A 20,108-nucleotide genomic window follows, 5' to 3' on the forward strand; every position below is an offset into this window, starting at 1 on the left:
CGTTCAACCTCACGACTTACATCATGACGACGTCAAACTGCTCCTGCGTGTAGAGCGGTTCAACCTGTACTTTGACCTGCTTGCCGACAAAAATTTCCACTTCGGCCAGCGCGTGCGACTCATCGCTTTTCAGCGCTTCACCCACTGCGGGCGACACGTACACCAAGAAGCTGTCGGAGTCGTAAGCGTGATGGACGCGGACGATTTCACGCATGATTTCATAGCACACGGTCTCCACCGTCTTCAGCGAACCGCGTCCCTGGCACACCGGGCAATCGGCACACAGCACGTGCTCAATGCTTTCGCGCGTGCGTTTGCGAGTCATTTCGACCAGCCCCAGCGCGGAGAAGCCGTTGATACTGGTTTTGACGCGATCTTTACTCAGCGCGCTCTCCAGCGAGTGCAGCACGCGCCGGCGATGATCGTCATTATTCATGTCGATAAAGTCGATGATGATAATGCCGCCGAGATTACGCAGCCGCAGCTGGCGCGCAATCGCCTGCGTGGCTTCGATATTAGTATTAAAAATGGTTTCGTCGAGGTTGCGGTGGCCGACAAACGCACCGGTGTTAATGTCCACCGTGGTCATCGCTTCGGTCTGGTCGATAATCAGGTAACCGCCAGACTTCAGTTCCACCTTGCGCTCCAGCGAGCGCTGAATCTCGTTCTCCACGTCATAGAGATCGAAAATCGGCGGCTTGCCGTTGTACAGCTCCAGCTTGCTGGCCATCTCCGGGATATATTCGCTGGTAAACTCCACCAGCAGATCGCAGGTCAGCCGCGAATCAACGCGGATGCGATCCAGCGCTGCGCCGGCGAAATCGCGCAGGACGCGCTGCGCCAGCGCCAGCTCGCCGTACAGCAGACAGCGCGTCTGGTTACGCTTCTTACGCTCGCTGACTTTAGTCCACAGGCGCTTTAAAAACGCCGCGTCCTGCGCCAGCTCTTCTGCGCCAATGCCTTCTGCGGCGGTACGAATAATAAAGCCGCCGAGATCGTCACAGTAAGCGGCAACCACCGCTTTCAGGCGCTCACGTTCGGCCTCGCTTTCAATGCGCTGTGAGACGCCCACGTGCGAAGCCCCCGGCATAAATACCAGGTAGCGCGACGGCAGCGTGATATCGGTGGTGAGACGGGCACCTTTGGTACCGAGCGGATCTTTCACCACCTGCACCATTAAATCCTGTCCCTGACGCACCAGCTCGGCGATATCGCGCACGATAAAGTTCTTCTTCTCATTACCCGCCACGCATTCGGTGTGCGGCATGATGTCCGAGGCATGCAGAAAGGCCGCTTTGTCCATCCCGATATCGACAAATGCCGCCTGCATGCCCGGCAGTACCCGGCTGACGCGCCCTTCGTAGATATTGCCGACAATACCGCGCCGCGCTTCGCGCTCAATATGGATTTCCTGCAGAATGCCGCCGTCAATATAGGCAACACGGGTTTCAGAAGGTGTCACATTTACCAGCAGTTCAGCCGTCATCTTGTCCCCTTAACGCACGCAGCGACTGAAAATGGCTCAGCAGTTCGCTGGTTTCCACCAGCGGCAATCCCACTACGGCGTGATAACTTCCATTGATGCGGCGCACAAAGTTGCCGCCCAGGCCCTGAATACCGTACGCGCCGGCTTTATCCATCGGCTCGCCGCTGGCGATATAGTGCGAAATTTCCTCTGCCGTGATAGTGCGGAATGTCACATCTGTGGTCACCAGGCAATCCAGCTCGCCCTGCGCATCGGCCAGCGCCACGGCCGTCATTACCTGATGGGTTTGCCCGGCCAGTTTACCCAGCATCTGCGCGGCATGCGCCGCATCACGCGGTTTCTCCAGCACTTCGCCATTCAGCACCACGATGGTGTCAGCGCCCAGCACCGGCAGATTCTGCGGTGCTATCCGCACGCCGGCCCGCGTCTTATCGCTGGCCAGACGCCGCACATAAGACTCCGCCGCTTCGCCCGGCTGACGCTGCTCTTCAACATCGGTAATCAGGCGCTCAAACTGCAGGCCAAGCTGCGTTAACAGCTCGCGCCGACGCGGTGAGCCGGAAGCCAGGTAGAGGGTTATCATTGTATTCCTTATTGCACAGCAAACTGACGGCGAATCTTTCTCATCAGTAAGAATAGCCAGGGCCACAGGATACCGTCGACCACGCTACTCCAGAAGATTTCCGGGCGGAAGGAGACGTTGATGACCAGAAATTCTACCCAGAAAACAATCACATCAACCGCCAGCGACAGCACCATAACCATTAATGCCTGCTGCCACAACGCCAGATTGCGGAATAGCTGAAATTTAAAGGCCACCAGATAGGCGATAATGCTGAATGCCAGCGCACGCACACCCAGCGTTGAGCCGGCGACCAGATCCATAATGGCGCCGAGGAAAAAGCCGGTGCCAACGTTGACACGGTGCGGCAGCGCCAGCACCCAGTAGATCAGGATCAGCAATAGCCACGATGGCCGGAACATGTAAATCTGATCCGGCCATGGCATGATTTGCAGGATAAGCGCAACAAGGAAGGACAGCCAGATCACCCAACGCCCCTGGCTGCGATATCGACTCAAGGCTGGCCTCCGCGCGAGTTCGCCGGATGACCCTGCGAACGGCTGCTGGCGGCGGGCTGTGGCGGCCCCATCTGCTGATTTTGCTGCATCATGGCGGGTGCCGGCGACCCCATTTCGCCCGCGGGCGGCAGCACCTGCGGCATCATCTGCATCAGGCGTTCGTTAGCCACGCGATGCACTTCGTCCGGTGCCATCGGCATGTCGCCGTTCTTATCCGCACCCCACAGCAGCAGCAGGTAGCGCAGGCGCTGCAGACCGGCGGTCGGACGCGCCTGAATGACGGTATAGGCACGCTGCGTATCCACTTTCACTGACGACACTACGCCGACCGGATAACCTTCCGGGAAGTGTCCGCCCAGGCCCGACGTCACCAGCACATCACCGACGCGAATATCCGTATTGCCCGGCAGATGGTCCAGCTGCAGATCTTCGCTGCAGCCGTTACCGGCGGCGATGACGCGAATATCGTTACGCAGCACCTGAATCGGCAGGGCGTGCGAGGCATCGCAGATCAGCAGCACGCGGCTGGTCATCTGCCCCACCGCCACCACCTGGCCGACCACACCTTTATCGCTGATCACCGGCTGGCCTTCGTACACGCCGTTGACGCTGCCTTTGTCAATAATCACCTGATCGGTGTATGGATCGGTGCCAGTGGAGATCACCTGGGTCACCATTTTGTGCTCATCCTGACGCAGCGGCGAGCCGAGCAGCTCGCGCAGACGCGCGTTTTCCTGCTTGTATTGCCCCAGCATCAGCAGGTCACTGTTTTTCAGGAAGAGCTCACGGCGCAGCGCTTTGTTTTCCAGCTCCAGCTGCTGGCGCGAGGCCAGCGTTTCGGAAACGCTGTCAAGAAGCTGTCGTGGCCCGTTGGTCAGGAAGTAAAATGGACTGACCGACGTGTCCAGGTAGTTGCGGATCTGGGAGAACGTGCTGATCCGGCTGTCGGCGACAATAATCGCGATAGCCACAATCACGGCCAGAAACAGGCGCAACTGCAGGAAAGGTCCCCTGCTAAAAATCGGCTTCATAAATTCTGCGAATTCCTCGACATCAGGGAAGAAGCGTGAGTGTCAGCACTTACGCCTCCAGGGCTGGACGCTATACGCCGTCGTGCGCAGCGTCGCCAGTTACCCCGCATCCTGCAAACCGCAGTGACGACGTTGTGCCGCAGCTGCCCGGTGCCTGCTGCTGAGGCATGCCGTGCGGCATGCGATGACCATCGTCCTGCCGTTGTGCTGATTTTGGGTATCGTCGCTATTCCCTGCGCAATTTGACCACGGTCTCAGCCGGAGAGGAATTACTCCTCGCTGAACAAATCGCCGCCATGCATGTCGATCATTTCCAGTGCTTTACCGCCGCCGCGCGCTACGCAGGTCAGCGGATCTTCTGCGACCACCACCGGAATACCGGTCTCTTCCATCAGCAGACGATCCAGGTTACGCAGCAGCGCGCCGCCACCGGTCAGCACCATACCGCGCTCGGAGATGTCAGACGCCAGCTCCGGCGGGCACTGCTCCAGCGCGACCATCACGGCACTGACGATACCGGTCAGTGGCTCCTGCAGCGCTTCCAGGATTTCATTCGAGTTCAGCGTAAAGCCACGCGGCACGCCCTCAGCCAGGTTACGGCCGCGCACTTCGATCTCGTGCACTTCGTCACCCGGATAAGCAGAACCGATCTCATGCTTGATACACTCAGCGGTGGCTTCACCAATCAGCGAGCCGTAATTACGGCGCACGTAGTTAATGATAGCTTCATCGAAGCGATCGCCACCAATACGGACCGAAGAAGAGTAAACCACGCCGTTCAGAGAGATAACCGCGACTTCGGTCGTACCGCCACCGATATCCACCACCATCGAGCCGGTAGCTTCCGACACCGGCAGACCAGCGCCGATTGCCGCTGCCATTGGTTCTTCAATTAGGAAGACTTCACGGGCACCGGCGCCCTGCGCCGATTCGCGGATGGCACGACGCTCAACCTGGGTCGCGCCGACCGGCACGCATACCAGCACGCGAGGGCTGGGACGCATAAAGCTGTTGCTGTGCACTTGCTTGATGAAGTGCTGGAGCATTTTTTCAGTCACGAAGAAGTCGGCGATAACGCCATCTTTCATCGGACGGATAGCTGCGATGTTACCCGGCGTACGGCCAAGCATCTGCTTTGCATCATGACCAACAGCCGCTACGCTCTTTGGGGATCCGGCGCGATCCTGACGAATGGCAACCACAGAAGGCTCGTTCAGCACGATGCCTTGTCCTTTTACGTAAATCAGGGTATTCGCGGTACCCAGGTCAATGGACAAGTCATTGGAAAACATGCCACGAAATTTTTTAAACATACTAAGGGATAATCCTGCAAGCTGGGGGCGGAAAATAAAATCCGCCTACTTTACCAACCACGCGAAGCCGCTACAAGGCGCAAAAACGTTCTGCTTCGGTGAAAAACCAGGCTGAATAATTTTTCGCGGCGGTGCTGCCGTCCGACACCGGCGTTAAACGGCGCTAAGCTGCCGCTCTAAACGCAAATTCACCCGCCGGTCGCGGGTGAATTCCGACATAAAATCTAACATTTCCCGCCGCCGATCGCGCCGGCTGCGCACGGCATAAAGGCGAAAAATAGCCGCCTGCTGCCGTATCTGTGGCTGACGCGCTAAATCCGGTAACGTTGCGAGTGTTTCTTCACGTTACTGTTCACCGGCAGCGAAGGGGCAAAAAAGTCGCCCTGGCCGCCCGCGACGCCCAGCCCGGCCAGCGTTTGCCACTCCGCGCGCGTGCGTACACCGGCGGCAAAGGCTTTGGTGGGCGTGGATTTACACACTATCCAGCAAACTTTGCACGAACAGCTGATTTTCTGTACGGCGCTCAATGTTGCGAATCAGGCCCGGATAGAGCTTGATCAGCTCAATCGGGAACTGCTTGATGTAAGCGCTACTCACCACTGTTAATCCGGCCTGATCTACCGCAATCCGACAGCCAAACGCGGTCAGCATACGGAAAACCGGCACTAAACGATTGATGTGTTGACAAACATCCGCCTCAGCAAGTTCAAATAAAAATCGTTTTCTTTGCGATTTACTGCACTGCAGCAGCAATTTTTGCAGCCAGCGCTGGAACGGCCGTTGCAGCAGCGAATCGATATTGACCGGCAGCGCCAGCGTTTCATCCGGCCAGACCTCCGACAGCGCCGCAATACGCATGACTAGCTGGCGATCCCAGCTGTCGGCCATGCCAAGCTGCAGCACCAGCGGCATGAACTCTGCCGACACCACCTCTTTATCGCCGTCGAACACACCCGCCAGCATTTCACGGTGATGCACTTTGCCGTCCAGCAGCACCTTCGGTTTCTGGTACAGACGCGGGCCGCCGCGGTTCACGGTGTTTTCCAGCAGGGTGCGCCAGCGCACGCTGCCGCGCCCCATCTCCAGCGTATTGCCCTCGCCCACCGACCAGTTGTTGCCGCCCTGCAGCGCCGCCCGGCGCGTGGCCAGCTCGACGTTCTCCATCACCTGCGACACCGACTCGCCGCTGCGCCAGGCGCTGATGCCAATGTGGATCAGATCATCGCGATCCACCATGCGCATCGGCGGCAGCGAATCCACCGCGTTGATCAGCTGGTCGGCAATGCTGTTGGCCTCTTTCAAAGTGCGGTGCGGCAGCAGTACGGCAAAGTCGCTGCGGAAATAGCGCGCCAGCAGCGCCCCCGGATAGCGCAGCACGAAGGTGGAGAGCATGTTCACCAGGTCGAACAGGTATTCATCGACCAGCGTCGGCCCGAGGGTTTCATGCAGGGTGTCGAGGTCCGGCAGCCGCACCATCATCACCACACCGTGCGTGCCAACGTCTTCCTGATCTTCCAGCAACGTGGCCAGCTGGTTATCGAAAAACAGGCGATTATTCAGGCCGGTGCGTGAATCCTAGGCGGCAAAGGTGCGGATTAAGGTGTCGATACGCAGACGCTGTTCGCCGGCTTCCTGTAAATCCCCCAGCAGCAGATCGATAGCGCGGCTGGCTTTCGGCGGCCATTCGGCGATGGCATCGGTGCGCGGCGCGCGCTCGCCAGCCAGAATGCGCTCCGCGCGCGCCTCCAGCCGCTCCATATGCTGCCAGCGGCGGTTAAGCCAGCGGTGCGTCATCACCAACAGCGCCGACATGATCGCCACCACCGTCAGCAGGATAATCAGCGTGTAGGCACCGGTGAACGAGCGGAACCAGGTTTTGGCGGGATCGAGCACCACCACGCGCAGCGCCATGCCCGGCGCGTGCACCAGCGGCACATCCAGTTGAATGAAACGGTTGGGCTCGTCTTCCAGCATCGGATTTTCATGGCGCGCGAGGCGGAACAGCACGGTATCATCGTGATGCAATTCCAGCTGTTCGGCATTGATGACGGGCATCAGGCGCGTCAGCCACTGCGTCAGTTCCTGCGGTGACTGGCTGGCCAGCGCTTTATCGACTTCCGTCGCCAGCGTTTGCACGCGGTTCTCTACGCGCTGCTGCGACAGCCAGATAAAACTAAAAGCGCAGCCTACCAGCATCAGTAACATCGCCAGTAAGCTTAATAAGGTAATAAACGCAGAAAACTTGGTTGTTAATCGCATCCCTGTGCCTGTATCACTGCGGTTTATGAACGCCAGCCAACGGTTCGCGCCAGCCGCGCTGGTGCAAACCTGAGCAAATTATCACAATTACCGATCCAAATCAGCGCCCGCCCGGCGCCGGTTTCGCCACCCTGCGGCGCGAGTATAACGTCAAAGTGTGAAGCGCTGGCTTCCGAGGCGGCTTTTTCGTCCTATTCTCAACAGAACGCACCGGCTAGGAAATTTCACATTTTGCCAGCGAAAGTGGCGCGCCGGGCAGCGTTTGATCATGCTAGCTGCAGTTAATCGATTTGCCGGAGAACGCCATGAAGCGCAAGCACATCCTTACCGAAGCCGATGTTACGCCGGAAAGCATTTTTAATCTGCGCCGCCGCCAGGTGCTGAAAGCGCTGGGGCTTGGCGCTGCCGCGGCCAGTCTGCCCGGCGGCGCACAGGCCGATGTGCTGAGCTGGTTTAAGGGCAATGACAGGCCGCCGGCGCCTGCCGGACGCGATCTGCAGTTCAGTAAACCGGCCCAGTGGCAGGCGGACCTGCCGCTGACGACGTTTGATAAAGTCGCAGGCTACAACAACTTCTACGAATTTGGTCTCGACAAAGCCGATACCGCAGCCAATGCCGGCACGCTGAAAACCGACCCGTGGCAATTGCGCATTGAGGGCGAAGTGGCGAAGCCGATGACGCTGGATATGGACGACATCTTCAAGCGTTTCGCCATGGAGCAGCGTATCTATCGCATGCGCTGCGTTGAAGCCTGGTCGATGGTGATTCCCTGGGTAGGTTTTGAACTCAACAAGCTGCTGAAGCTGGCTGAACCCAACAGCAATGCCCGCTATGTCGCCTTCCAGACGCTATACGCGCCCGATCAGATACCGGGGCAAAAGGACCGCTTTATCGGCGGCGGGCTGGATTATCCCTATGTTGAAGGCTTGCGGCTGGATGAAGCGATGCATCCGTTGACGCTGCTCAGCACCGGCGTTTACGGCAAAGCGCTGCCGCCGCAAAACGGCGCGCCGATTCGCCTGACGGTGCCGTGGAAATATGGCTTCAAAGGGATTAAGTCGATCGTCAAAATTACCCTGACGCACGATCGTCCGCCCACAACCTAGAGCCAGATCGCCGCCAACGAATATGGCTTCTACGCTAACGTGAATCCGCACGTCAACCACCCGCGCTGGTCGCAGGCCACCGAGCGCTTTATCGGTGCGGGCGGCATTCTCAAGGTGGAACGCCAGCCGACACTACTGTTCAACGGTTACGCTAAAGAGGTGGCCTCGCTGTATCGCGGTCTCGATTTACGGGAGAACTACTGAGTGCGCCTGACATTACGCCACGTTACGCTGCTGAAAGTGGTGCTGCATCTGGCGGCATTTCTGCCGCTGGTGTACCTGTTTCTGACGGCAAATCAGGGCTGGCTGAGCGCCGATCCGGCGAAAGATATCCAGCATTTTACCGGCCGCATGGCGCTGAAGCTGCTGCTGGTGAGCCCGCTGACGCGTTATCTGAAGCAGCCGCTGCTGATTCGTACCCGCCGGCTGCTCGGCCTATGGTGCTTTGCCTGGGCCTGTCTGCATCTCACCAGCTACTATCTGCTGGAACTGGGTTACGATCATCTGCGATTACTCGGCAGTGAGATTGTATCGCGCCCCTATTTGTTACTGGGCATGATCAGCTGGACTATTCTGTTTGCTCTCGCCATCACTTCTTTTCAGCGCGCCCAGCGAAAACTGGGACGCCGCTGGCAAACGCTGCACAACGGCATCTATCTGGTCGCGATCCTCGCGCCTGTCCACTATCTTTGGTCAGTGAAAGTGCTGTCACCGCAGCCGTGGATTTATGCCCTGCTGGCGCTGGCGCTGTTAGGCTGGCGTTACAATAAGTTGCGTAAACTTCTGCGCCGATAATCCCCGCAAGGTTGTTTTCCTGCTGCGAGATCTGTTAAAAGGTGTGGCCTTCGGGCCATGCAGGATCAACTTCGCAGATAAGACCAGTATTTTGCTGCGAATTGCCTCGAAACGGATATAATGCCCGGCTTTATTGCAAGCGAAGTCTTCTTTTTCACTCTGAAGAGTGACAAATGAAAGATGTCGCGGTATTTTACGCGATGCCTCACTGATTGCAGGAGATAGCCGCAAGATGGCGCATAAATTTCACATACTGCTGTTAAACGGACCCAACCTGAACCTGTTGGGGACGCGCGAGCCTGAGAAGTATGGTCACACTACGCTGGCGCAGATTGTCAGCGATCTGACGCAACAGGCCGACCAGCACCATGTGAAATTGAGTCATTTGCAATCGAATGCGGAATACCAGCTGATTGATCGTATTCACGAAGTCCGCGGCAACGTCGATTACATCATCATCAACCCGGCTGCGTTTACGCACACCAGCGTTGCACTGCGCGATGCTCTGTTGGCGGTTAGCATTCCTTTTATTGAGGTGCATCTCTCCAATGTGCATGCACGCGAACCGTTCCGACATCACTCCTGTCTTTCCGATGTATCTGCCGGCGTCATCTGTGGACTGGGCGCCGACGGCTACTCGTGGGCTTTACAAACGGCCGTAAAACGCCTGTCACATTCCAATTAAACAGAGTACGGAACCACACTCATGGATATTCGTAAAATTAAGAAACTGATCGAACTGGTTGAAGAGTCCGGCATCGCTGAGCTGGAAATCTCTGAAGGCGAAGAGTCGGTTCGCATCAGCCGTTCACCTGCCAATGTCGGTTACCCTATGATGCAGCAGGCTTATGCTGTTCCGGCTCCACAGCCTGCGCTGGCTGCTGCGGTTGCTGCTGCGCCTGTCGCTGCAGAAGCGGCCAAACCTGAAGTCAGCGGCCACATCGTGCGTTCGCCGATGGTCGGTACCTTCTATCGCACCCCAAGCCCGGACGCCAAAGCGTTTATGGAAGTGGGTCAGAAAGTGAACGCTGGCGACACCCTGTGCATCGTTGAAGCGATGAAAATGATGAACCAGATCGAAGCCGATAAATCCGGCGTTGTGAAGGCGATCCTGGTGGAAAGCGGCCAGCCGGTTGAATTCGACGAGCCGCTGGTCGTCATCGAATAACGAGGCGAAGCATGCTGGATAAAATTGTCATTGCTAACCGTGGTGAGATTGCGCTGCGCATTCTGCGTGCCTGTAAAGAACTGGGCATCAAGACTGTGGCGGTACACTCCACGGCAGACCGCGACCTGAAGCACGTGCTGCTGGCGGACGAAACCGTCTGCATTGGCCCAGCGCAGTCGGTCAAAAGTTATCTTAATATCCCGGCGCTGATCTCCGCCGCCGAAATCACCGGCGCCGTTGCAATCCACCCGGGCTACGGCTTCCTCTCTGAGAACGCCGATTTCGCCGAGCAGGTTGAGCGCTCTGGCTTTATCTTCATCGGTCCGAAAGCCGACACCATTCGCCTGATGGGCGACAAAGTGTCAGCGATCAACACGATGAAAAAAGCCGGCGTACCGACCGTACCAGGCTCTCACGGTTCGCTGACCGACGACATGGAGAAAAACTGTGCCATCGCCAAGCGCATCGGCTATCCGGTAATCATCAAAGCCTCTGGCGGCGGCGGCGGTCGCGGTATGCGCGTTGTGCGCAGCGACAAGGATCTTGAGCAGTCCATCAACATGACGAAAGCGGAAGCCAAAGCGGCTTTCAACAACGACATGGTGTACATGGAGAAATTCCTCGAGAACCCACGCCACATCGAGATTCAGGTTCTGGCTGATGGTCAGGGCAACGCTATCTATCTGGCCGAACGTGACTGCTCCATGCAGCGCCGCCACCAGAAAGTGGTCGAAGAAGCACCAGCACCCGGCATCACGCCGGAACTGCGTCGCTACATCGGCGAGCGCTGCTCTAACGCCTGCGTCGAGATCGGCTATCGCGGTGCCGGTACGTTCGAGTTCCTGTATGAAAACGGTGAGTTCTACTTCATCGAGATGAACACCCGTATTCAGGTGGAACATCCGGTCACCGAGATGATCACCGGCGTCGACCTGATCAAAGAGCAGCTGCGTATTGCTGCCGGTCAGCCGCTTTCAATCAAACAGGAAGATATGGTGGTGCGCGGTCATGCGGTCGAGTGCCGTATCAACGCCGAAGACCCAAACACCTTCCTGCCGAGCCCGGGCAAGATCACCCGTTTCCACGCGCCAGGCGGTTTTGGCGTGCGCTGGGAATCGCACATCTATGCCGGCTACAGCGTGCCGCCGTACTACGACTCAATGATTGGTAAGCTGATCACCTACGGCGAAAACCGTGACGTGGCCATCGCGCGCATGAAAAATGCGCTGGCGGAACTGATCATCGACGGCATCAAGACTAACGTCGATCTGCAGATGCGCATCATGACCGACGAAAACTTCCAGCAGGGTGGTACTAACATCCACTATCTGGAGAAAAAACTCGGCCTGCACGAGAAGTAAGCGCAGCGCAGAGCAATGCAGAGGCCGGTTAAACCGGCCTTTTTCATTTTTGTTGCCTTTGAGGTTGCATGATGGATGGGCGTTTTTTGCAAGCTAACAAAGAGGCGCGCTGGTCGCTGTACCTGACGCTGGCGTACCTCGCCGTCTGGGGCGTCTCCGCGTGGCTCGGCGGCACACAAAACGGTTTCACCGGTTTACCGCGCTGGTTTGAACTCTCCTGCGTGTTCGCGCCCGTGCTGTTCATTGGCCTGTGCTGGCTGATGGTGCGTGTGGTGTTCCGCGATATGTCTCTGGAGGACCACGATGGAAACTGAAATCATTCTGCCACTGCTGGCCTATCTGGTGCTGATTGCCGGGCTGTCGGTGTTTGCCATGCGCAAACAGCGCCACGGCAACTTCCTGAGTGAGTATTTCCTTGGCAGTCGCTCGATGGGCGGTTTTGTGCTGGCAATGACCATCACCACCACTTACATCAGCGCCAGCTCATTTATTGGCGGGCCGGGCGCGGCGTATAAATACGGGCTGGGCTGGGTACTGCTGGCGATGATCCAGGTGCCGGCGGTCTGGCTGTCGCTCGGCGTGCTGGGCAAAAAATTCGCGATTCTGGCGCGACGCTACAACGCGGTGACGCTCAACAACATGCTGTACGGCCGCTACCGCAGCCCGCTGCTTATCTGGCTGGCCAGTATCAGCCTGCTAGTGGCGTTTATTGGTGCCATGACGGTACAAGTTCATCGGCGGCGTACGCCTGCTGGAGACGGCCGCCGGTATTCCTTATGACACCGGGCTGCTGATTTTTGGCGGCACCATCGCGCTGTATACCGCGTTCGGCGGCTTTCGCGCCAGCGTGCTCAACGATGCCATGCAAGGGCTGGTGATGCTGATTGGCACCTTCCTGCTGCTGCTGCTGGCGACCTAGAATCCGCCAGATATGATTATCTGGCTCAACCTGCTGGCGTTCGGTGGCCTTGAAGCGGTATTTCTGTGGCCGCTGGTGCTGGGACTGTATTGGGAGCGCGCCAATGCGGCGGGCGCCATCAGTGGCATGGTGTGGTGGGGGCCGGATGCTATACGCTGCTTGCCAGCCTGAAAATCGAACTGTGGGGCTTTCACCCTATCGTGCCATCTTTGACATTAAGCCTGCTGGCCTTCCTGGTGGGTAATCTGTTCGGCAGAGCGCCTGACGCACGCGATGCTGCCTTGGAATAAAAGAGAAACGCTATGCCATGGATTCAAATCAAAATTAACAGCACCGGCGAGCACGCCGAAACCCTCAGCGACGCGCTGATGGACGCCGGTGCGGTGTCGGTCACCTTTCAGGACACGCACGACAACCCGGTGTATGAGCCGATGCTAGGTGAAACCCGCCTGTGGGGCGATACCGATGTGATTGGCCTGTTCGACGCGGAAACCGCCATGGACGACGTGGTGGCTGAACTGAGCCAGCATCCGCTGCTGGGATCAGGTTTCCGCCATAAGATCGAACAGATCGAGGATAAAGACTGGGAGCGCGAATGGATGGATAACTTCCATCCGATGCGCTTCGGTGAACGCCTGTGGATCTGCCCAAGCTGGCGCGACGTGCCGGATCCGGATGCGGTCAACGTGATGCTTGATCCCGGTCTGGCCTTTGGTACCGGCACCCATCCCACCACGTCGCTGTGCCTGAGCTGGCTGGATGGTCTCGATCTGCAGGGCAAAACGGTGATCGATTTCGGCTGTGGCTCCGGCATTCTGGCCATCGCCGCGCTGAAACTCGGTGCAGCCCAAGCGATCGGCATTGATATCGATCCGCAGGCGATCCAGGCCAGCCGCGATAACGCGGAGCGCAACGGCGTGGCCGACCGCCTGTCGCTGTATCTGCCGCACCAGCAGCCGGAAAACCTGCAGGCGGATGTGGTGGTCACCAATATCCTCGCCGGTCCGCTGCGCGAACTGGCGCCGCTGATTAGCGTGCTGCCGAAAGCCGGCGGCCATCTCGGTCTGTCCGGCGTGCTGGCCAGCCAGGCGGAAAGCGTGTGTGAAGCCTATGCGGACCGCTTTGCGCTGGACGCCGTGGCGGAAAAAGAGGAGTGGTGTCGCATCACTGGCGTGCGCCGCTAACCGACGAATGGGCCAGCGGCTGCTGGCCCGATTTCCCCCGCCTGAGACCTGTCTCAAATCCTCGCCTGCCCCGTTTTCCTGCCGTTTCTTTACATTGAAAGCAGTAGACTGCTGCACCAGGCGATAGCGCTATCCCTGTTAACCGTGCCGTGCGCGGCACATAACATTGATATATCGCTTAGTGAATGAATGATGATGAAAAGCAAACACACACTGCTCGCTCTGCTGCTGGCAGCAGCGCCTTTTGCTCACGTTCAGGCTGCCGCCTGGGATTACGCACAGCCACAGCAGTGGGGCGACCTATCCCCTGATTTTCACGTCTGCAAGCAGGGCGTGAATCAGTCGCCGATTGATATTCGCCAGGCGCTGCATGCCAGTCTGCCGGCGCTGACGCTGGAACTGCAGGCGCGCCAGGCCGCCATTGTTAACAACGGCCACACCGTGCAGATCAACCTGCAGCAGAGCGATACGCTGACGCTGGACGGCGAGACCTTCACGTTGAAGCAGTTCCACTTCCATACCCCAAGCGAGAACCTGATCGACGGCAAACGCTATCCGCTTGAGGGCCACTTTGTATTCAGTGACGAGCAGCAGCAGCTGGCGGTGGTCGGGGTGATGTTCGAAGCCGGTGCGGCAAATCCGGTACTGACGACGCTGCAGCAGGATGTCGATATTACGCCACTGCTGCCCGCCGATCGCCGTTACTACCGCTTCAGCGGCTCACTCACGACACCACCGTGCAGTGAAGGCGTGCGCTGGCTGGTGATGAAGCAACCGGTAACGGCTTCCGCACAGCAGCTGCAGGCCTTCAGCGCGGTGCTGGGTGAACACGGTAACAGCCGCCCGGTGCAGCCGCTCAATGGCCGGCTGGTGGTTGAGTAACGAAATACTCACCAAACGTAAATAAAGCGTTCACTTTTCAATCAAATCACCGCCATTTCTCTTGCCGATTCGCGGAAGTGGCGGTTTTTATGTTGTGACTCAGCGCATATTTTTGGAAAAACTTTTGCTCACAATTTCAGCGCATTTTTTTAATGCACTGAATTTAAACAAGTAATGATGAATACCCCGTAGCTAAGTCCCATTTCCCTGATCTTAAACGGCGAATTGTTCAAAGTTTGGCCTTTCATCTTCCGGAAAAAATGCGTAATATACGCCGCCTTGCGAACAGTTAGAGTCACTTCTTTTTCATGCGCATTGGACATCACCAGCTACGTAATCGACTCATCGCTGCGCCTATGGCCGGAGTATCCGACAAGCCATTTCGCACCCTGTGTTATGACAACGGCGCCGGTATGACTGTCTCCGAGATGTTGTCATCGAACTCGGAAGTCTGGGCCAGTGACAAATCGCGTTTGCGTATGGTGCATAGTGACGAGCCCGGTATTCGCGCCGTGCAAATTGCGGGTTGCGATCCCGATGAGATGGCCGCCGCCGCGCGCATTAATGTTGCGTCCGGTGCACAGGTTATCGACATCAACATGGGCTGCCCGGCTAAAAAAGTGAATCGTAAGATGGCAGGTTCAGCACTGCTGCAGCATCCGCAGCTGGTGGAATCAATCCTCCGTGCGGTGGTGAACGCAGTCGATGTACCGGTTACGCTGAAGATTCGCACCGGCTGGGACAAAGAAAATCGTAATTGTGTAGAGATTGCCCAATTGGCTGAACGCTGTGGTATTCAGGCCCTGACTATTCATGGCCGCACGCGCGCCTGTTTGTTTGAAGGGCAAGCTGAATACGACAGCATTCGGACAGTTAAGCAGAGCGTCGCTATTCCGATTATCGCGAATGGTGACATTACTGACCCGCACAAAGCCAGGGCAGTGCTCGACTACACCGGAGCCGATGCTCTGATGGTGGGACGCGCTGCTCAGGGAAGACCGTGGATCTTCCGGGAAATCCAGCATTATCTGGACACAGGGGAGCTGCTGGCACCGAAGCCGCTGGCTGAAGTGAAGCATATACTGATTGGACACATACGGGAGCTGCACGACTTTTACGGTCAGCGCAAGGAATACCGTATTGCCCGAAAACACGTTTCCTGGTATTTGCAGGAAAGTGCCCCTGACGATCAGTTTCGGCGCACATTCAACGCCATAGAGGATGCCAGTGAACAGCTGGAGGCGTTGGAGGCATACTTCGAAAATCTTGCGTAAACGAAATAAAGAGCTGAAAAAACTATGTTCGAACAACGCGTAAATTCTGACGTACTGACCGTTTCTACCGTTAACTCACAGGATCAGGTGACGCAAAAGCCTCTGCGTGATTCGGTTAAACAGGCACTGAAGAACTATTTTGCTCAACTGAACGGTCAGGATGTAAGTGACCTGTATGAGCTAGTACTGGCTGAAGTCGAGCAGCCTCTGTTGGACATAGTGATGCAGTATACCCGTGGCAACCAGACCCGCGCGGCCCTGATGATGGGCATCAACCGCGGTACGCTGCGTAAGAAGCTGAAAAAATACGGCATGAACTAAGCGTTCTGGTTCCTTGCTGCGATAACGCCAGCCCCTAGGCTGGCGTTTTTGTTGCTGCTGTTTGTGCGTTAACACCGCGTGAAACGATTATCGTCAAAATGGTAACGATAGTTGCAATCGCCGGCGTGATAGCTCATCTCTCTCAGGGCCGCTGCCCTGCCCTGTTTTTGCGCAGAAAAAATCCGCCTGATCGCCCATCAGCCCGCTTTGTTTGTGATCCTGAACCGCTTCAGCGGTAATTCCACTTTGCCGTACACCTGTTCATGAGCGTTAGCTCACACTGCTTCCATATAGTGAAACTTTTTGCACTATTTGTGATCGTGGCGACTCGTCATGCTGCCTTACGGTGCGCGATAGTAGCGACAACTTTCCGGATACGTCCGTTTATTAAAAGATCTTTCCAGTGAATTCAGGATTCTGCAAACCTGGCATCAGCTTTGCAGTGTCGTGGATGGCTAAACGCCACAGAAAGAAATAAGCGCACACTAAAGTGTGCGCAAACATAACAACACACGATCTCGCCACACAGGATGCTTTATGAAAAAGATGATGCTTTCCACCCTGATTGCTGCCGCCTCGCTGTTCGCCGTGACCCAGCAGGCGCACGCAGGCACCACGCTGGACGCCATTAAGAAAAAAGGGTTTATACAGTGCGGTATCAGCGATGGTCTGCCAGGGTTCTCCTACGCTGACGCCAGCGGCAAATTCACCGGTATCGATGTTGACGTATGCCGCGCCGCCGCTGCTGCGGTCTTCGGCGATGCCAGCAAAGTAAAATACACCCCGCTGACCGCCAAAGAGCGCTTTACTGCGCTGCAGTCGGGCGAGGTGGATATCCTGTCGCGTAACACCACCTAGACCTCATCACGCGATGGCAGTATGGGCTTCCTGTTCGCCGGCGTAAACTATTATGACGGCATCGGCTTCTTGACCCATAAGAAAGCCAGTCTGAAAAGCGCCAAAGAGCTGGATGGTGCCACCGTGTGTATCCAGGTCGGTACCGATACCGAGCTGAACGTGGCCGACTACTTTAAAGCTAACAAAATGCAGTACACGCCGGTCACCTTCGACCGCTCTGATGAGTCCGCTAAAGCGCTGGATAGCGGCCGCTGCGATACCCTCTCTTCTGACCAGTCACAGCTGTATGCGCAGCGCATCAAGCTGGGCAAGCCGGATGACTTTATCGTACTGGCAGAAGTGATTTCAAAAGAGCCGCTGGGCCCGGTCGTGCGTCGCGGTGATGACGACTGGTTCACCATCGTGAAATGGTCGCTGTTCGCCATGCTGAATGCGGAAGAGATGGGCATCAGCTCGAAGAGCGTCGATGAGATGGCGGCGAAGCCAACCACGCCAGATATGGCACACCTGCTGGGCGCAGAGGGTGATTTCGGTAAAGACCTGAAGCTCGACAACAAGTGCGCGTACAACATCATCAAGCAGGTTGGCAACTATCAGGAAGTCTTCGATCGTAACGTTGGTAAAGACAGTGCGCTGAAAATTGCACGTGGCCAGAATGCGCTCTGGAACTAGGGCGGCATCCAGTACGCTCCACCAGTGCGTTAATTGTCTCCTGCCAGTCGGGCACCGCATCCTGCGGTGCCCACGCGTATTCTTCACTGAGGTTTTAACATGTCGCAACGCCCAACCGTGAAAAAGGATTTTTCGTTCGGTAATCCTACGGTTCGCGCCTGGCTTTACCAGATTGTCGCGATTGTGGCGGTGTTTGCTGTGGTGGGTTATCTGATCCACAACACGGTGATCAACCTTGCCAATCGCGGTATCACCTCCGGCTTTGGCTTTCTTGAGCGCAACGCCGGTTTCGGCATCGTCCAGCATCTGATCGATTACAGCGAAGGCGATACCTACGCGCGCGTGTTTATGGTCGGGTTAACCAACACCCTGCTGATCTCCGCGCTCTGTATTGTCTTCGCCTCCATCCTCGGCTTCGCCATCGGTCTGGCGCGCTTGTCCGATAACTGGCTGCTGCGCAAGCTGTCGACGATTTATATCGAGACGTTCCGTAATATCCCGCCGCTGCTGCAAATCTTCTTCTGGTACTTTGCCGTACTGCGCAATCTGCCGGGCCCGCGCCAGGCACTAAACGCGTTCGATCTGGCTTTTGTCAGCAACCGCGGTCTGTATATACCGTGGCCGGAGTATGCGCCTAGCACCTGGCCATCCCTTATCGCGCTGGCGATTGCCATCGCCGCCATCGCCGCGCTGTTCCGCTTCAACCGCAAGCATCAGCTGAAAACCGGTCAGCTGCGCCGCACCTGGCCCGCTGCGGCCGGTTTGATTGTGCTGCTGCCGCTGATCGCCCATACTCTGTTTGGTGCCGCCACGCACTGGGATGTTCCCGAGCTGCGCGGTTTCAACTTCCGCGGTGGCTTTGCCATGATTCCGGAACTGGCAGCGCTGACGCTGGCACTGTCGATCTACACCTCTTCCTTTATTGCTGAGGTGATTCGCGCCGGGATTCAGTCAGTACCGCATGGTCAGAGCGAAGCGGCACGTTCGCTCGGGCTGCCCAACCCGGTTACGCTGCGTCAGGTGATCATTCCGCAGGCGATGCGCGTGATTATCCCGCCGCTCACCAGCCAGTACCTTAACATCATAAAAAACTCCTCGCTGGCGGCCGCTATCGGCTATCCGGATATGATGTCGCTGTTTGCCGGCACCGTACTGAATCAGTACCGGCCAGGCAATTGAAACCATTACCATCACCATGGCGGTTTATCTGATTATCAGTCTACTCATTTCGCTGCTGATGAACCTCTATAACCGCAAAATTGCGCTGGTTGAACGTTAAGAGAACGGAACCATTATGTCTGTGACCACACACGAAACGCCGCCGGTGTCGGGCAATCCACTGGGTAAAGCCTGGCTCTGGGCGCGTAAAAACCTGTTCTCCAGCTGGCTGAATACGCTGCTCACGTTACTCAGCCTGTGGATTATCTGGAGCGTTATCCCGCCGGCGCTGAACTGGTTGATCTTCCAGGCTAACTGGATTGGCGAAACTCGTGCGGACTGTACGAAAGCGGGCGCCTGCTGGGTCTTTATCCACGCGCGCTTTGGCCAGTTCATGTACGGGCTCTATCCGCATGAGCTGCGCTGGCGCATCAATCTGGCGCTGGTGATTGGCCTGCTGTCGATTGTGCCGATGTTTATCAAATCCATGCCGCGCCGCAGCCGCTATATCGCCTGCTGGGCGGTGATCTATCCGGTCGTCGTCTGGCTGCTGCTGTATGGCGGCTATTTCGGGCTGGACCGCGTGGAAACGCGCCAGTGGGGCGGCCTGACGCTGACGCTGATTATCGCATCTGTCGGCATTGCCGGGGCGCTGCCGCTCGGCATTCTGCTGGCGCTGGGCCGTCGCTCTAAAATGCCAGTGGTGCGCGTACCCTGTCGGTGATTTTCATTGAGTTCTGGCGTGGCGTACCGCTGATTACCGTGCTGTTCATGTCTTCAGTGATGCTGCCGCTGTTTATGGCGGAGGGCACCACGATAGACAAACTGGTGCGTGCGCTGGTTGGCGTGATCCTGTTCCAGTCGGCGTATGTCGCCGAAGTGGTACGTGGCGGGCTGCAGGCCCTGCCTAAAGGCCAGTACGAAGCGGCAGAGTCGCTGGCGCTCGGCTACTGGAAAACGCAGGCGCTGGTGATTTTACCGCAGGCGCTCAAGCTGACCATTCCCGGTCTGGTGAACACCATCATCGCGCTGTTTAAAGATACCAGCCTAGTGATCATCATCGGCCTGTTCGATCTGTTCAGTAGCGTGCAGCAGGCAACCGTCGACCCTACATGGCTGGGTATGTCGACCGAAGGCTATGTCTTCGCTGCACTGGTTTACTGGATTTTCTGTTTTAGCATGTCGCGCTATAGCCAGTATCTGGAGAAGCGCTTCCACACCGGGCGTAAATCGCACTGAGG

Annotated in this window: 14 protein-coding genes and 6 pseudogenes; 14 read left to right on the forward strand and 6 right to left on the reverse strand. The window is 57.1% G+C overall.

The window, feature by feature from the left end; genetic code table 11:
* Positions 1 to 16: 16 nt before the first annotated feature.
* The 6 genes and pseudogenes from rng to csrD form a co-directional block, all read right to left on the reverse strand.
* Positions 17 to 1,486, reverse strand: coding sequence for a ribonuclease G (gene rng / locus AC6I8M_RS21535; RefSeq protein ID WP_010615814.1), 1,470 nt, complete (start codon positions 1,484 to 1,486; stop codon positions 17 to 19).
* Positions 1,476 to 2,069: a Maf family protein gene (locus AC6I8M_RS21540; protein WP_010615813.1), complete on the reverse strand. Its 594-nt coding sequence runs from the start codon at positions 2,067 to 2,069 to the stop codon at positions 1,476 to 1,478. Before AC6I8M_RS21540 ends, rng begins: the two co-directional genes overlap by 11 nt.
* 8 nt (positions 2,070 to 2,077) lie before the next feature.
* Positions 2,078 to 2,566, reverse strand: coding sequence for a rod shape-determining protein MreD (gene mreD, locus AC6I8M_RS21545; protein ID WP_010615812.1), 489 nt, complete (start codon positions 2,564 to 2,566; stop codon positions 2,078 to 2,080).
* Positions 2,563 to 3,597, reverse strand: a complete 1,035-nt coding sequence (gene mreC / locus AC6I8M_RS21550) for a rod shape-determining protein MreC (protein WP_010615811.1) — start codon at positions 3,595 to 3,597, stop codon at positions 2,563 to 2,565. Before mreC ends, mreD begins: the two co-directional genes overlap by 4 nt.
* Positions 3,598 to 3,866: 269 nt before the next feature.
* A complete protein-coding gene (gene mreB / locus AC6I8M_RS21555) occupies positions 3,867 to 4,910 on the reverse strand; it encodes a rod shape-determining protein MreB (protein ID WP_010615810.1) in 1,044 nt (347 codons plus the stop codon).
* Positions 4,911 to 5,221: 311 nt separating this feature from the next.
* Positions 5,222 to 7,169, reverse strand: a pseudogene (csrD, locus tag AC6I8M_RS21560) (RNase E specificity factor CsrD).
* 305 nt (positions 7,170 to 7,474) lie between these two features.
* Between csrD and msrP the strand changes: the two are divergent.
* From msrP to AC6I8M_RS21630, 14 genes and pseudogenes are all read left to right on the forward strand, one after another.
* A pseudogene (gene msrP, locus AC6I8M_RS21565) lies at positions 7,475 to 8,479 on the forward strand (protein-methionine-sulfoxide reductase catalytic subunit MsrP).
* On the forward strand, positions 8,480 to 9,070 hold the full coding sequence (gene msrQ, locus AC6I8M_RS21570) for a protein-methionine-sulfoxide reductase heme-binding subunit MsrQ (protein WP_010615809.1): 591 nt from the start codon (positions 8,480 to 8,482) through the stop codon (positions 9,068 to 9,070).
* A gap of 232 nt (positions 9,071 to 9,302) precedes the next feature.
* On the forward strand, positions 9,303 to 9,755 hold the full coding sequence (gene aroQ, locus AC6I8M_RS21575; protein WP_010615808.1) for a type II 3-dehydroquinate dehydratase: 453 nt from the start codon (positions 9,303 to 9,305) through the stop codon (positions 9,753 to 9,755).
* A 21-nt stretch (positions 9,756 to 9,776) separates the two neighbouring features.
* Complete coding sequence (gene accB / locus AC6I8M_RS21580) at positions 9,777 to 10,238, forward strand: acetyl-CoA carboxylase biotin carboxyl carrier protein (protein WP_010615807.1); 462 nt, start codon at positions 9,777 to 9,779, stop codon at positions 10,236 to 10,238.
* 11 nt (positions 10,239 to 10,249) lie between these two features.
* Positions 10,250 to 11,599: an acetyl-CoA carboxylase biotin carboxylase subunit gene (accC, locus tag AC6I8M_RS21585; RefSeq protein ID WP_010615806.1), complete on the forward strand. Its 1,350-nt coding sequence runs from the start codon at positions 10,250 to 10,252 to the stop codon at positions 11,597 to 11,599.
* Between the two features lie 71 nt (positions 11,600 to 11,670).
* Complete coding sequence (locus tag AC6I8M_RS21590) at positions 11,671 to 11,913, forward strand: YhdT family protein (protein ID WP_010615805.1); 243 nt, start codon at positions 11,671 to 11,673, stop codon at positions 11,911 to 11,913.
* Positions 11,903 to 12,808: pseudogene (locus tag AC6I8M_RS21595) on the forward strand (sodium:solute symporter family transporter). Before AC6I8M_RS21590 ends, AC6I8M_RS21595 begins: the two are co-directional and overlap by 11 nt.
* Before the next feature lie 12 nt (positions 12,809 to 12,820).
* Positions 12,821 to 13,702: a 50S ribosomal protein L11 methyltransferase gene (gene prmA, locus AC6I8M_RS21600; RefSeq protein WP_010615804.1), complete on the forward strand. Its 882-nt coding sequence runs from the start codon at positions 12,821 to 12,823 to the stop codon at positions 13,700 to 13,702.
* 195 nt (positions 13,703 to 13,897) lie between these two features.
* A complete protein-coding gene (locus AC6I8M_RS21605; protein ID WP_041387597.1) occupies positions 13,898 to 14,584 on the forward strand; it encodes a carbonic anhydrase family protein in 687 nt (228 codons plus the stop codon).
* Positions 14,585 to 14,892: 308 nt separating this feature from the next.
* Positions 14,893 to 15,858 (forward strand): tRNA dihydrouridine synthase DusB, encoded by a 966-nt coding sequence (gene dusB, locus AC6I8M_RS21610; protein WP_010615802.1) that lies wholly within the window; start codon positions 14,893 to 14,895, stop codon positions 15,856 to 15,858.
* A gap of 24 nt (positions 15,859 to 15,882) precedes the next feature.
* Entirely contained in the window at positions 15,883 to 16,179 is a 297-nt protein-coding gene (gene fis / locus AC6I8M_RS21615) for a DNA-binding transcriptional regulator Fis (RefSeq protein ID WP_010615801.1), read from the forward strand.
* A gap of 537 nt (positions 16,180 to 16,716) precedes the next feature.
* Positions 16,717 to 17,709 (forward strand): annotated as a pseudogene (locus tag AC6I8M_RS21620) (amino acid ABC transporter substrate-binding protein).
* Positions 17,710 to 17,808: 99 nt separating this feature from the next.
* A pseudogene (locus tag AC6I8M_RS21625) lies at positions 17,809 to 18,988 on the forward strand (amino acid ABC transporter permease).
* Between the two features lie 15 nt (positions 18,989 to 19,003).
* Positions 19,004 to 20,106 (forward strand): annotated as a pseudogene (locus AC6I8M_RS21630) (amino acid ABC transporter permease).
* The last annotated feature ends 2 nt before the right edge of the window (positions 20,107 to 20,108 follow it).

The organism is Type-A symbiont of Plautia stali, assembly GCF_059731155.1.